Raw genomic sequence first — 13,942 nt, forward strand, 5'->3', positions numbered from 1 at the left:
TAAGCCGATTGCCCCATAAGGCATAAGGACCATTATCAGGTGTTTAGGCAAAAAGAAAGGATAATAATATATGAAAACAGCGGTTATGACCGACAGCAATAGCGGAATAAAGCCGGAAGAAGGAGAAAAACTTGGAGTTTTTTCTCTTTCCATGCCGGTTATTATAGACGGAAAAGTTTATTTTGAAGGAAAAGACATAGAAGAAAAGGAATTTTATGATAGTATGATTTCCGGAAAGGATGTGACATCATCACAGCCTTCACCGGGAGATGTTATGGATATGTGGGATAGCATATTAGAAAATGGTTATGATGAGGTGGTATATATACCTATGTCCAGTGGACTTAGTGCATCATGTCACGCAGCAATCCAGTTATCTGAGGAATACGACGGTAAGGTGCAGGTAGTGGATAATCACAGAATATCAGTAACCATGAGAGAAGCAGTAAAGGATGCCAAGTGGATGGCAGATAACGGTGTATCAGCTAAGGAAATAAAAGATGCATTAGAAAAAAATGCTTATGATTCAGTTATTTTCCTGACTGTAGACGACCTTAAATATTTGAAAAAAGGTGGAAGAATAACACCGGCAGCAGCAACTCTTGGTGCTGTTTTAAACATAAAGCCGATACTTACTACTGTAGGAGAAAAATTCGACGCCATTGAAAAAGTTCGCGGCATGAAGAAAAGTGTAGCAAAGCTTTTGGATTACACAGAAGAGTTTGTGAATAAAACACTAGCAGAAAAGCCGGATGCAGAAATAAGAATTGGTGCGGCAGGAACTTTTACAAATGATCAGGCAGCAGAAGAATGGTACAATGAAGTAAAGGAAAGATTCCCGAATGTTAAGGATATTTATTATAATCCTCTTTCTTTTAGCGTATGCTGTCATACAGGCCCTGATGCAGTGGGAATCGGTGTAAGTGTAATACTTAGGAACGAATAAATATGAGTTATAAATTTTTCCAAAACAAGGAATGTGAATATTTTCCGTGCCATAAGGTGAAAGATACGAAAGATTTTAACTGTATGTTTTGTTATTGCCCACTATATCCCCTAAAGGATAAATGTGGCGGGAATTTTTCATACACCCCTAACGGTATTAAAGACTGTTCGGGATGTACTTTCCCACACCGGGCAAATAACTACGAATTGGTACTGGAAAAATTAAGGGATTTAATGTAGGACTTTTCCAAATATGGAAGAGTCCTTTTCATTATAATGAAGAAACCTATAATATCTATTATCATAATAACTTCTAAAACCTGTCCTAAGGTATATAAGGCACCAAAGTCGGAACCTAACCAGAAAACAAAGGTTGTAAGAATTTGCAGGGCAAAAGAAACGAACCAGGTCATTTTCCCCCATTTACGCTCATCACGACAGCAAACCTGAGGACACATCTTAAATAATCCACCACAAAACAGGAAAGTAGTTAAAACATTGCAGGCTAAATATACCATGCCGATAATCATGCCGGCTATACAAAGGCTTTCACCGTTTATAATAAAAGGAAGCATAGCCAAAACAATGTTTAAAATAATACCACTTACGGCAGACAATGAAGCCAGACTAAAACGTTTATTAGCCTTTCTTAGATTAAAGCATGCTACAAAAATACATATAAATCCCACAATATCATTAAAAATATCTATATGTATATTGTCAAAAAATACCTTATCAATAACCTTAGTTTCCACTGCATCGCTTGAAACATTAGTTTCACTGCCTACAAGGGGATGCCTTGTACTTTTACTTGAGGTATCCATCAGTTTATATGTACATGTGGCACCGTAAAGGGAATCAATATTATAATATTGAAACTCGCCGGTAACGGAAGATGAATTTTCGTATTTGTGGGGATATTTAATATTGGTTTTAACATCCACATCAAGGGCAATTAAAACAAATCCAACAGCCAGTAAAATAAAATATAAAGTAAAATGAGATTTCTTTGTGTTTGACATGATTCCTCCTAGTTTTACAAGATTATGATTTTCTCAGAACTAGCAAAAGTTATAAGCAAATATATAAGATGTTTTTACAACTAAAAACAATCTTTTGCTATGATATATGATACTAAAGTAATGGATTATCAATAATATCAAAAAAGAAAATCACACAATATATAATAACACGTAAATAGTCGTTGTTGGAAAATAATTTTAAGAATAAATGTAAATTAATATTTGCAATAAGCATTATATACACAATATCGAAATTTTATTATAACAAAAATATGGTATTAGGAATTATGATTTCAGTAGTATTTTTAATAGAATTATTGATAAATGAAAAAGTAGATAACTGATAATTAACAAAAAGAACTGAAGCGAAATACAGATCGCCTTCAGTTCTTTTTTTAGAAATAATTTAAGAATATTCTAAAAAAACATAATGCAATATTAGGCATTTCGTAACAAAAAAAGTAATATAAATTAGTTTGTAAATTAAAATGAATAATAGTATAATAGGGTTTACTTTAAATTTGAAAGGAGTATAAACTAATGAAAGCATTGAAAAAAAGTATATCAATACTTATGGTTATTGCCATGATTGTAACCACTATAACAGGGGTTAATCTGGTAAATGGAACTAAGGAAGTAAGTGCAAAGGAAAGTGCAGCATATACAATTAAAGTTAATTTAGGAACTAACTGCACAACAATATATAACAGCAGGGGAAAAGCAATTAAAGCCATGATTTGCTCACCTAGTAATGAAACGCCGGTGGGAACATTTTATGTACCGGTAAAATACAGATGGCATGAAATGATTGGCAATTGCTATGCACAGTATTGTACAAGAATTACAGAGGGAATATTATTCCATTCAGTATGGTACTACAAGAATGGTGATAAATCTACAATGTCAGTTTCAGCTTACAACGTTATGGGACAGAAGGCATCTCACGGTTGTGTAAGATTACTTTGCAAGGATGCAAAATGGATATATGACCATTGTGCAGTTGGAACAAAGGTAGTTACATTCTGGGGCAGCAAGAAAGATGATCCATTGCCAAGACCTTCATTTACACCAATTAGCAATGGAAAATTCACAGATTGGGATCCTACTGATCCGGACCCGGCTAACCCATATAGAAAGGCAGCACCTAAAATCAGTGCCGATACTACAAAAGTAGAATATGGAAAGAAAGTTAGACCTCTTGATTTAGTAACAATTAAAGATAGTGCAGGAAATGTGCTTACAAAGAAAAATGCAACTATCAAGGTAAAAGGAAAAATTAACACTAAGAAAATAGGAAAATATAAGGTTAAATTTACTGTTAAGGATTCCATTGGAAACACAAAATCAAAGACTATTACATTTTCAGTTGTAGATACTAAGAAACCTGTTATAACAGGAGCAAAATCTAAAAAGAATATTGCTATGGGAACGTCTGAAAATCTTAAAAAAGGTGTTACTGCCAAAATGAAATCCGGAAAGAGACTTACATCAAAAATACAGACATATGTAAAATATAATAATAGAAGTGTAAAGGCTAAAAAAGGAACATACAGATTTACTAAGGCTGGAACATATAAAGTTACATATAAAGTAAGGGGAACTAATAGGTTAGTAGCATCAAAAACAGTTACCTACAAGGTAGTTGACAAGAGAGTTAAGTTTGCCCTTAATACATCAGCTGTTACTATTAAGCAGGGCGAAGCCTTTGACCCATATAGCTATGTAAAGACTCTTAAAAATTATAAGAATGTTGATCTTAATGTAAAGAATAACATTACAATTAAGGGAGATGTGGATACATCTGTTCCGGGAACATATACTATCACATATACAGCTACTTATAACAAAAAGTCATATACAGCAAAGACAGCAACCCTTAAAGTTACAGTAGAAAAGGCAGAAGAGGAAACAACTCAGCCGGAAACACCTGGAGAGACAACTCCGGAAGAAACAACTACTGCAGCAGAATAGGTGGCTTAATAATGTATACATTTAATACTACGGTAAGTTATAGCAGATTAGATAGAAATGGCAGTGTTCCATACTATGAGATAATGAATTACCTTCAGGATTGCAGCACTTTTCAGTCTGTAGCCTTAGGTGTGGGACCTGACCATATGAAAGAGGTTAATAAAGGATGGGTGGTACTTGCCTACAAAATAAAACTTTATAAACCTTTGAAATTAGGGGATGAAATATGTGTTGGCACTGCACCTTCAAAATTTGGAAGGGTAATGGCTAACAGACAGTATTTCATCAAAGATAATGATGGTGAGTACGCAGTTAAGGCGGAAACCATATGGGCAATGATTGATCTAAAAAGCAGAATGCCCATAAGAATAAGCGACGATGAAACCAAAGCCTATTGTGAAGAAGAGATATTTGAGGAACTTCGTGTTTCAAGAAAATTAAGGCCTTCAGAAGATAGAAAGAAGCTTGAAAGTTTCAAGGTGCTTAGTTCATATATTGATGAAAACGGACACATGAACAATGCAAATTATTTGCGTGTAGCAGAGGAATACCTTCCGGTAAACAGGGATTTTAGTGAAATTGAAATTGTTTACAACAAAGAAGCCTTAGAAGGGGAGAAAATAATTCCTTATTTACATCAGGAGGAGAATGGACTTACCATTTCCTTTGAAAGTATGGATGGAGAGCTGCACACAATGATAAAGCTAACAAAATAAGTAATAAGCGGTATAAAATGGAAAAAAGAAATTTTAGAAATGAAAAAAGTGAATTAGATTCAAAAACTTTGGAATCAGGTGTAATAAAGCTGGGAAAAAGCCAGAATCTTAAGGTGGTAAAAAACACTGAGCACGGAGTTTATTTGGGAACGGAAGAGGATAAGGTACTGTTGCCTAAAAAGGAAGTTCCTGAAAATACAGCTGTGGGAGATACGTTGAGAGTGTTTGTATACAGAGATTCTCAGGAACGTCTGATAGCTACAATGGTACAGCCTGCTGCGGAAGTAGGGGAAACAGCATATCTGAAGGTTTCACAGGTAACAAATGTTGGTGCATTTTTAGACTGGGGACTGGGAAAGGAACTGTTTTTGCCATATAAGGAGCAGACAAAGGAGATAGAAGAAGGGGAAAAGGTTTTAGTAGGCATTTATATTGACAAAAGTAAAAGATTAAGTGCAACCATGAAAGTATATGATTATCTTACCTGCAATTCTACTCATGAACCGGAGGATATTGTAAGCGGAACAGTATATAATTATAATCCAAAGTATGGAGCCTTTGTGGCAGTGGACAATAAGTATCATGGACTTATACAGCAGAAGGAACTTACCCAAAAAGTGTATATAGGAATGCCTATCGAGGCACGAATAAAAAGTGTAAGACCTGATGGAAAAATGGATTTGTCATTAAGAAAAAAAGCATACCTTCAGGTAGATGATGATGCTAAAAAAATTGTGGAATTTATGGAAAATAACGGTGGAAAAATAGATTACACTGACAAGGCATCACCTGAGAGAATAAAAACGGATTTCAATATGAGCAAAAGTGAGTTTAAACGTGCTATCGGCAGATTGCTCAAAGAAAAACGTTTAACTATTGGTGAAAATAACATATTTTTAAACAAATAGTGCCACCCCTATGCAAATGTAACAAAGATTATTTCATTATTTTGTTTAATTACAATATAGCAATTTATGTCATTGTGATTTATTATTGTTGCATACAAATGGTTAGAGAAAACTATTTTTATTAGGAGGAAGAAAGTATATGGCAAGTTTATCATTAAGAAACATCTGCAAAGTTTATCCAAACGGATTCAAAGCAGTAAAAGATTTTAACCTTGAGATTAAGGACAAGGAATTTATTATTTTTGTAGGACCATCAGGTTGTGGAAAGTCAACAACACTTCGTATGATTGCAGGGCTTGAAGAAATTTCATCCGGTGAATTATATATTGGAGACAAATTAGTAAATGACGTAGAACCAAAAGACAGAGATATAGCAATGGTATTCCAGAACTACGCTTTATATCCACATATGACAGTATACGATAACATGGCATTTGGTCTTAAGTTAAGAAAAGTACCAAAGGCTGAACAGGAAAGATTAGTTAAGGATGCAGCTAAGATTCTTGACCTTGAGCAGTTACTTGACAGAAAGCCAAAGGCTTTATCAGGTGGTCAGAGACAGAGAGTTGCGATGGGACGTGCCATCGTTCGTAATCCTAAGGTATTCCTTATGGACGAACCACTTTCTAACTTGGATGCTAAGTTAAGAGTACAGATGCGTGTTGAGATTGCTAAGATTCATAAGAGATTAGGTGCAACAATTATCTACGTTACACATGACCAGACAGAGGCTATGACACTTGGTACAAGAATCGTAGTTATGAAGGATGGTGTTGTACAGCAGGTTGATTCACCAAAGAACTTATATGACAGACCGGTTAACTTATTCGTTGCAGGATTCATGGGTTCACCACAGATGAACTTCATTGATGCAGAAGTTGAAAAAGAAGGCAATGACATTAAGTTACATATTGGTCAGGCCAGAACATATATCACAGTTCCTGCAGAACAGGGCAAGAGACTTGAAGAAGGCGGATACATCGGTAAGACAGTTGTTATGGGTATCAGACCTGAAGACATTCATGATGAAGAAAGCTTCATTGAAATGTCACCTGAAAGTGCTTTCACAACAACTATCAGAATTTACGAATTACTTGGTGCAGAAGTTTACTTATACTTCGATGTTGAGGGATTTGATTGTACAGCAAGAGTAAATGCACGTACAACAGCAAGACCTGGTGATGAAGTTAAATTAGCTATGGATCTTACAAAGTTACATATCTTTGATAAGGAAACAGAGCAGGTTATTGCAAACTAAGAAACAGACACATTGTGTTAATATACAAAGGAACTGTTTACAATATTAAGCAGGTAAATATTATATTGGAGGATGCTGGTGCAAGCGAGTATTATATAGAAGTGTCTACCGACGGAGAAAATTGCGGAAGCAGAAGGAATGGGCAGACAACAGAATCGTAATGATGCCATCATCCTCTTTATTATGTCTAATGCGCGTTATGTTAGAATTGTGGGGACCGCAAGAAATACAAATCAAAGATCAACAAGCCCGGCAGTGACAACGGACCCGGTTACGGCAGAATCTGCGGAGACAACGACTCCGGTTGCAACGAAGTCTGACATGATAACTAATCAGGCAGCAACGTAGCCTGTCTCTACATCTGAACAGACTACAGCAAAGAGCTCTATAAAAGTCGCAAAAACCAAAGTGAAGAAGGCAGCGAAGGATAAAAATTCAAAGAGCGCAAAAATATCTTTGAAGAAAATAGAAGTGTTATGGTTCATGGCCTAGGATAAAGAAACTAAGCATGAAGTAGCATAGACAGTGTTCATTGACGAAAGAAAGGAGTTGCGGTGATTAATCAGATAAGGAAAAAAGAAAATCTGTTAAGACTGGTATTCATGATTGTAATGGTAATTATGCTTGTTCCGTTTTTTGGTATGAAAAAAGAAACGCAAGCCGCGCAAGCATTTGAAATTACTGCTCCAGCGAATAATGGATTAATTGGTGCAGGCTGTTTTGATATAAAATGGTCACCAGCTGTAGGATCATCTGTAAAAAACTATAAATTGTATATCGATGGGCAGTTGATTGCAACAACCAGTGATACCTCATATGAGTATTATACAACTAATGTAAAAATGTATACGGCATATGTAACGGCAGAATATAATAATGGAACAAGCAAGAGCACAGAAACAATAACTTTTGGAGTCACCAAAAAGGGGTTGTGTGCAAATGAGGAGATGGCAAGATATTTAGAGCCAGTGGAAATGAATATGGGCTGGTATTATAATTGGGCCGCATATCCACATACATATGAATCCTACAAAACAATGGAGTATGTTCCAATGATTTGGGGAACGGGAAATGAAGGAAGTATATCTTATGTAGCAGAAAATGGATATAAGCATCTGTTGGCATATAATGAACCGGATGCAGGTGGAGATATTGGAGGGAGCAACATAGATGTAAATACGGCGATTGGTCATTGGAATAATTTTCTGGGACATGATTATGTTTTGGGAACGCCGGCACCATCATTAAGCCCCTCATGGGATAATGGCGTGTGGTTTCGTACATTTATGAATGGAATCAATCATGATACGGTGGATTTTATTGCACTTCACTGCTATTACTGGCAATATACAGGAAAAGAAGCAGCTGAGACTTTTTTGAGAGAAGTGGTTGATAAAACATATGAGATGTATCATAAACCGATATGGATTACTGAATTTGCTGTTTATGGATGGCCGCATAATGACGTGGAACATATCGAATCCGTGAAAGAATTTATGAAAACTGCAATTGACGGATTGAATGCCAGACCTTATGTGGAAAGATATGCATGGTTTTCGTTTAATTCTACGAATGAGACGAATGGAATCGCATCATTATATAATTATGAGACAGGAGACTTAACAGAATTAGGAAGGCTGTATGTCGAGTATGGAAATCCGGAAGGATATGTGCAGTTACCACTTAAGGGACAAGAATACACATTATTTAGCGGGACAAGAAACACTTTGTTAGATGATGCAGTAACAATCAAGGATGAAATTTATGAGAATTTTGTAAGAAAGTCAGGAGTCAGCGTTGTTTCCACATCTGATGAAGGGAGTGACACTGGGGCAGATAAAGCAATTGACAGCGATATTGGAACCAGATGGGCATCTGCGCAAAAGGTGGACCCATCGGGATTAACGATTGATTTGGGACAGATTATTAATTTGAAGCAGATTAATATTATATGGGAAACAGCGAGTGCGAGAGAATATGATATAGAAGTGTCGTCAGATGGCCAAACATTCACGCGAATTGCAGAAGAGCGAGATGGAATTTCGTATAATTATAAAAATGACACGATGATTCTAGATAAAATGGTGAATGCCCGCTATATAAGAATTAATGGCACGTCTAGAAACACAGAATATGGGTATTCTATATGGGATATTGCTGTTTATGGAAAAAGTATTGATACAAAACCAGAGATAATTACAAGTGACAAAGTTAAAATCGAGGGATATCAGATAAGTGCCGTGAAAGGTGGAAGCCGAGTAATTGGTTCGGTAGAACCACAAATAAATAATGCCAGAGTCCTAAAATGGGGTTTTATATATGCATTAGATAGTTCCGAAGGACAGAATTTTAATGTGGATGATCGTGATATACGCATAGATTCTGATAACGAATATGTCAGAGTGTTTGAAACAAGCGATCAGGGAAACAGTAATGCTGTTTTAGGAGAATCATCCACAGCAATGTACTTTGTGAGAACAATGTTGTTCGCATCCACTACAGAAAAAGAATTTACTACGAAGTACAAGGTTAGAGCTTATGCTCAGCTACAGAATGGAGAATATGTGTATAGCAATGTATGTACATTTTCGGTTTATAATATCAGTGATTATCTGTACAGAAATAAGAAAATGAGTAACCTTTTATCTCATGAGTATTTGTATAACAATATATTGAAAGTGGTAAATCCATCTTATAAGAAAGTAGATTTTGAATGGTCGAATATTCTTGCAAAATAAATACAAAAAGGATAGTAAAAGGGGCTGTAAAAAAAGTCTCCTAAAAGTAAAACAGCTATGAGTTCGCGCTCATAGCTGTTTTTGGCTATAATTAATTATGCGACTAATTAATCAGGCTCTTTGTCAAGCATGGGGTAATCACTTATATATATAAGTTTGATGACAGATATGAAGGGCAGAGGGAGAAGCGTACACAAAAAATTCATTAAAATTTAAAATATAATGGAAGGCTTTCTCTTGTGTTTTGCTAAAAACTGGGTTAGAATATAAGTTGAATGATTGTTTAGGCAAGGTATAACTACAAGGAGAATATATATGATTTCAAATCAGATTTTACAAAATACAATTGAGGGAATAAAAAGCATATCAAGGGTTGATTTGTATGTGGCAGATACAGACGGAAAGATAGTTGCCAGTACTTCCCAGGTAGGAGAACAGTTTGGACATGCTATAATGTCATTTGTAGCATCTCCGGCAGACAGCCAGTCAGTTCAGGAATATCAGTTCTTTAAGGTTTATGACGAAAACCAGTTAGAACTTATTCTTATAGCTCAGGGAACCAGCGATGATGTATTTATGGTTGGAAAGATGGCAGCATTTCAGATTCAGAATCTGTTAGTAGCATACAAAGAAAGATTTGACAAAGACAACTTTGTTAAGAATCTTCTTTTAGATAATCTTCTCCTTGTTGACATTTATAATAGAGCAAAGAAATTACACATTGATGTGGATGCACGTAGATGTGTATGCATTATTGAAACTAAGAATGAAAAGGACAGCGTGGCATTAGAGACAGTGAGAACTTTGTTCTCCGGTCAGAAGAAGGATTTTATTACAGCTGTTGATGAAAAGAGCATTATTCTTGTTAAACATTTAGATGACAAGCAGGGATATGAGGAAGTAGAACGTATAGCTAACACTATTGTAGATATGCTTAATACGGAAGCTATGGTAAAGGCGAATGTGGCATATGGAACCATTGTAAAAGAAATTAAAGAGGTTTCCCGTTCATATAAGGAAGCAAGAATGGCGTTGGATGTAGGAAAAATATTCTTTAGTACAAAGAGTGTTGTTGCTTACAACAACTTAGGAATAGGAAGACTTATATACCAGTTACCGATTCCGTTGTGCAAAATGTTTATTAAAGAAATCTTTGAGGGTAAATCACCGGATGAGTTTGATGAGGAAACACTTTCTACCATTAATAAGTTCTTTGAAAACAGCTTGAATGTTTCTGAAACATCAAGACAGCTTTATATACACAGAAATACATTGGTATACAGACTTGATAAACTACAAAAGAGCACGGGATTAGACCTCCGTGTATTTGAGGATGCAATAACCTTTAAGATTGCATTAATGGTAGTTAAGTATATGAAGTATATGGGTAACACAGATTTTTAAATAAGTGGTATGGATGAACACCGGTGTTGGTGGGACAACTACTTAGAGGATGCTTAAAAGTGAAAAGCAGAGTATATTGCTTTTCACTTTTAATACGTTATGAACATATTTACGTGATTAATGAGATTAAATAAGGAGAAAGTAAATGATTAAAATTGAAGGTGTAAGTAAGACTTATGGAAACGGGGCACCGGCACTGAATAATTTGAATCTTGATATAGATGATGGAGAGTTTGTATTTGTTGTGGGAGCCAGTGGCTCAGGAAAATCAACATTTATAAAATTATTGCTTAAGGAGTTAAATCCTACAGAAGGAACCATAACAGTTGACGATGTTAAATTATCAAAGCTTCGCTCAAGAAGCGTTGCAAAATACAGAAGAAAAATAGGTGTAGTATTTCAGGATTTCAGATTATTGCAGGATAGAGATGTATATTCAAACATTGCCTTTGCACAGCGTGTAATAGGCGTGGCACCTAGGGAAATCAAGAAAAATGTATCCAAGGTTCTTGCTTTGGTAGGATTGTCGGAAAAGTATCGTTCAAATCCTAACGAGTTATCAGGTGGAGAACAGCAGAGAGTTGCTCTTGCCAGAGCTATTGTAAATAAGCCGCAGATTCTTTTGGCAGATGAACCTACAGGAAATCTTGACCCGGAGAATTCATGGGAAATCATGAAATTATTAGATAAAGTAAACAGACAGGGAACCACCGTTATTGTAGTTACCCACAATATGGAGATTGTGGAGAAAATGAATAAACGTGTAATTACAATGAAAAAAGGTGTCAAAGTAAGCGACAGCAAGGTGGTGGAATAAATGAATGCAAGAACAGCCGGATATTGTGTAAACCAGGGATTGGTTAACATAAAAAGAAACAAATTATTTTCTTTAGCGTCAATAGGAACTATTGCAGCGTGTATTTTCCTTATAGGTGTTATTTTTACTATTATTATTAATGTAAACTTTATGGAAAAGCAGGTTGAGCAAAATCTTGGAGTAACAGTTTTCTTTGATAAGGGAATTAAACAGGAACAGATTGATGCTATAGGTAATGAAATTAAAAATGACAGCCGTGTAGACAAGTATGAATACACATCTGCTGACGAAGCATGGGAAGGATTTAAGAAAAGTTATTTTGAAGATGACCCGGATTTAGCTTCAGGATTTGACAAGGACAATCCTTTAGCTAACTCAGCGTCATATACAGTCTTCTTAAAGGACATTAATCAGCAGGATTCTTTCGTTAAGAAAATGGAAGGTCTTGATGGAGTAAGAAAGGTTAAACATTCGGAACAGGCGAAAGAAACACTTTCTACCGTAGGAAAGGTTTTAGGATATATTTCGGTGGCACTGATTATTATTCTGTTAGGTGTTGGTATATTTTTAATAAGCAATACGGTTATGATTGGAATTTCCGTAAGACAGCACGAAATAAAAATAATGAAACTTATTGGTTCAACCAACGCTTTTGTAAGAGCGCCATTTATAATAGAAGGAATGATTATCGGATTAGTTGGTTCAGCTATACCGCTTGTCCTGATAAGAGTTATATATAACAGATTGGTAGCTTTGGTAATGTCAAAGTTTGGCGTTATGGCAAGTTCAATCTCTTTTGCATCAGTACATGAGATTTTTTCGGTATTGGTGCCAATGGGATTAGGAATAGGAGCAGGTATCGGACTTATTGGTTCGGTGTTATCACTTAGAAAACATTTGAAAGTATAAGAGGAAGCACAATGAGAAAATTATCAAAAGTATTAGGAGCCGGATTGGCAATAGTGTTAAGCATAAGCATGGCTGCACCATCATTTGCCGACGTAAACAATGAAAAAGATAAACTGTCAGACTTAAATGCCCAGAAAAATAAAGCTGCTCGGCAGAAAAATGAGCTTGAAGCATCAAAGTCTGATGCAGAGGCGTATATTAGTCAGGTGGACAAGCAGCTGACTAAACTTGCCACAGATATTTACGAGACAAATCAGAAATTAGACAAAACTAAGGACAAGATTGACAAAACTAATAAAAAATTAAAAAGTGCTCAGGAAAGCATTACGGTTCAGTATAGCGATATGAAGCTTAGAATTCAGTATATGTATGAAAATGGCGACACGCAAATGCTTGATTTGATTTTAAATTCAGAAAGTATAACTGAGTTTTTAAATAAGGCAGAGTACATTACTGAGTTGTCACAGTATGACCGAAAGATGCTTCATAAGTTAAAGGAAACAAAGCAGGCTATTGCTGATGCTAAGGAAACATTAGTTACAGAAAAAGAAAATCTTGTAACTATGCAGAAGAAGCAGAAAAACGACAAGGCACAGTTAGAGCAGTTATCGGATTCAAAGAAGAAGGAATTGTCTACATATGTTGCCCTGTTAGAGGATAATGAGGCAAACTCAGCTGCGTTAGACGCGGAAATCAGTGCTCAGGAGCAGAAGGTGGCAGCAGCTGAACAGCAAAGCATTGATGCTGCAAAACAGGAAGCAGCAAGAAAGGCTGCTCAGGAAGCACAAAATGCAGCTAATAATAACAATAACAACAATAATAATAATCAGAATAATGGTGGTTCCCATTCAGGAAACGGCAGTTTTGGATGGCCTTGCCCGGGATATACCAGTGTGTCATCAGGATATGGTTACAGAAGTGATCCTTTCTCAGGTTCAAGTTCATTCCACAACGGAATTGATATACCGGCACCGGCAGGAACGCCTGTTGTAGCTGCATCATCAGGAACTGTTGAGTGGGCAAATTTAAACCCGACAGCAGGAAACTGGATTGGAATTAATCACGGAAATGGTGTATATACTATATACATGCATATGTCAGCGTTGCTTGTAAGTCCGGGAACACAGGTAAGTGCAGGTCAGACTATAGGGCTTGTAGGAACTACAGGTTCGTCTACAGGTAACCATTTGCATTTTACAGTAAGAGTGAACGGAGCTTATCAAAATCCATATGACTATTTGAATTAAAATATTA

The 13,942-nt window shown here is 35.9% G+C and carries 14 protein-coding genes; 13 read left to right on the plus strand and 1 reads right to left on the minus strand.

The features are described from left to right. Positions 1-70: 70 nt before the first annotated feature. A complete protein-coding gene (locus Q5O30_RS03030) occupies positions 71-946 on the plus strand; it encodes a DegV family protein (protein ID WP_021952285.1) in 876 nt (291 codons plus the stop codon). Positions 947-948: 2 nt separating this feature from the next. Further along, positions 949-1,185 (plus strand): cysteine-rich small domain-containing protein, encoded by a 237-nt coding sequence (locus Q5O30_RS03035; protein ID WP_370553101.1) that lies wholly within the window; start codon positions 949-951, stop codon positions 1,183-1,185. Here Q5O30_RS03035 and Q5O30_RS03040 read toward each other — a convergent pair. Then, complete coding sequence (locus Q5O30_RS03040) at positions 1,146-1,967, minus strand: hypothetical protein (RefSeq protein ID WP_021952286.1); 822 nt, start codon at positions 1,965-1,967, stop codon at positions 1,146-1,148. The genes Q5O30_RS03035 and Q5O30_RS03040 overlap by 40 nt on opposite strands. Positions 1,968-2,507: 540 nt before the next feature. Between Q5O30_RS03040 and Q5O30_RS03045 the strand changes: the two genes are divergently transcribed. The 11 genes from Q5O30_RS03045 to Q5O30_RS03095 all read left to right on the plus strand — a co-directional run bounded on the left by Q5O30_RS03045 (position 2,508) and on the right by Q5O30_RS03095 (position 13,935). After that, positions 2,508-3,938: an immunoglobulin-like domain-containing protein gene (locus Q5O30_RS03045; RefSeq protein WP_021952287.1), complete on the plus strand. Its 1,431-nt coding sequence runs from the start codon at positions 2,508-2,510 to the stop codon at positions 3,936-3,938. Positions 3,939-3,949: 11 nt separating this feature from the next. Further along, positions 3,950-4,654, plus strand: a complete 705-nt coding sequence (locus Q5O30_RS03050) for an acyl-[acyl-carrier-protein] thioesterase (protein ID WP_021952288.1) — start codon at positions 3,950-3,952, stop codon at positions 4,652-4,654. A 17-nt stretch (positions 4,655-4,671) separates the two neighbouring features. Further along, positions 4,672-5,562: a S1 RNA-binding domain-containing protein gene (locus Q5O30_RS03055; protein ID WP_021952289.1), complete on the plus strand. Its 891-nt coding sequence runs from the start codon at positions 4,672-4,674 to the stop codon at positions 5,560-5,562. 139 nt (positions 5,563-5,701) lie between these two features. Continuing rightward, positions 5,702-6,820 carry an ABC transporter ATP-binding protein gene (locus Q5O30_RS03060; RefSeq protein WP_021952290.1) on the plus strand — a complete coding sequence of 373 codons (1,119 nt, stop codon included), beginning with the start codon at positions 5,702-5,704 and terminating at the stop codon, positions 6,818-6,820. 14 nt (positions 6,821-6,834) lie between these two features. Then, positions 6,835-6,981, plus strand: coding sequence for a hypothetical protein (locus tag Q5O30_RS03065; RefSeq protein WP_158576861.1), 147 nt, complete (start codon positions 6,835-6,837; stop codon positions 6,979-6,981). A gap of 22 nt (positions 6,982-7,003) precedes the next feature. Next, positions 7,004-7,168, plus strand: a complete 165-nt coding sequence (locus Q5O30_RS03070) for a hypothetical protein (protein ID WP_158576859.1) — start codon at positions 7,004-7,006, stop codon at positions 7,166-7,168. A 206-nt stretch (positions 7,169-7,374) separates the two neighbouring features. Then, a complete protein-coding gene (locus Q5O30_RS03075; protein WP_021952291.1) occupies positions 7,375-9,558 on the plus strand; it encodes a glycosyl hydrolase in 2,184 nt (727 codons plus the stop codon). A 315-nt stretch (positions 9,559-9,873) separates the two neighbouring features. Continuing rightward, the gene (locus Q5O30_RS03080; RefSeq protein WP_021952292.1) at positions 9,874-10,962 is read left to right on the plus strand and encodes a CdaR family transcriptional regulator; all 1,089 of its coding nucleotides are present in this window, start codon (positions 9,874-9,876) and stop codon (positions 10,960-10,962) included. Between the two features lie 145 nt (positions 10,963-11,107). Beyond that, on the plus strand, positions 11,108-11,779 hold the full coding sequence (gene ftsE, locus Q5O30_RS03085; protein ID WP_021952293.1) for a cell division ATP-binding protein FtsE: 672 nt from the start codon (positions 11,108-11,110) through the stop codon (positions 11,777-11,779). Further along, entirely contained in the window at positions 11,780-12,688 is a 909-nt protein-coding gene (ftsX, locus tag Q5O30_RS03090) for a permease-like cell division protein FtsX (RefSeq protein ID WP_021952294.1), read from the plus strand. Between the two features lie 11 nt (positions 12,689-12,699). After that, positions 12,700-13,935 (plus strand): murein hydrolase activator EnvC, encoded by a 1,236-nt coding sequence (locus Q5O30_RS03095; protein WP_021952295.1) that lies wholly within the window; start codon positions 12,700-12,702, stop codon positions 13,933-13,935. Positions 13,936-13,942: the final 7 nt, after the last annotated feature.

Source organism: Eubacterium sp. CAG:161 (assembly GCF_000432355.1).
GTDB lineage: Bacteria > Bacillota > Clostridia > Lachnospirales > Lachnospiraceae > Eubacterium_G > Eubacterium_G segne.

Bases quoted from the DNA above. Each gene is read 5' to 3' on its own strand.
- Q5O30_RS03030 (WP_021952285.1), top strand. From the start codon at position 71: ATGAAAACAGCGGTTATGACCGACAGCAATAGCGGAATAAAGCCGGAA.
- Q5O30_RS03035 (WP_370553101.1), top strand. From the start codon at position 949: ATGAGTTATAAATTTTTCCAAAACAAGGAATGTGAATATTTTCCGTGC.
- Q5O30_RS03040 (WP_021952286.1), bottom strand. From the start codon at position 1,967: ATGTCAAACACAAAGAAATCTCATTTTACTTTATATTTTATTTTACTG.
- Q5O30_RS03045 (WP_021952287.1), top strand. From the start codon at position 2,508: ATGAAAGCATTGAAAAAAAGTATATCAATACTTATGGTTATTGCCATG.
- Q5O30_RS03050 (WP_021952288.1), top strand. From the start codon at position 3,950: ATGTATACATTTAATACTACGGTAAGTTATAGCAGATTAGATAGAAAT.
- Q5O30_RS03055 (WP_021952289.1), top strand. From the start codon at position 4,672: ATGGAAAAAAGAAATTTTAGAAATGAAAAAAGTGAATTAGATTCAAAA.
- Q5O30_RS03060 (WP_021952290.1), top strand. From the start codon at position 5,702: ATGGCAAGTTTATCATTAAGAAACATCTGCAAAGTTTATCCAAACGGA.
- Q5O30_RS03070 (WP_158576859.1), top strand. From the start codon at position 7,004: ATGTCTAATGCGCGTTATGTTAGAATTGTGGGGACCGCAAGAAATACA.
- Q5O30_RS03080 (WP_021952292.1), top strand. From the start codon at position 9,874: ATGATTTCAAATCAGATTTTACAAAATACAATTGAGGGAATAAAAAGC.
- ftsE (WP_021952293.1), top strand. From the start codon at position 11,108: ATGATTAAAATTGAAGGTGTAAGTAAGACTTATGGAAACGGGGCACCG.
- ftsX (WP_021952294.1), top strand. From the start codon at position 11,780: ATGAATGCAAGAACAGCCGGATATTGTGTAAACCAGGGATTGGTTAAC.
- Q5O30_RS03095 (WP_021952295.1), top strand. From the start codon at position 12,700: ATGAGAAAATTATCAAAAGTATTAGGAGCCGGATTGGCAATAGTGTTA.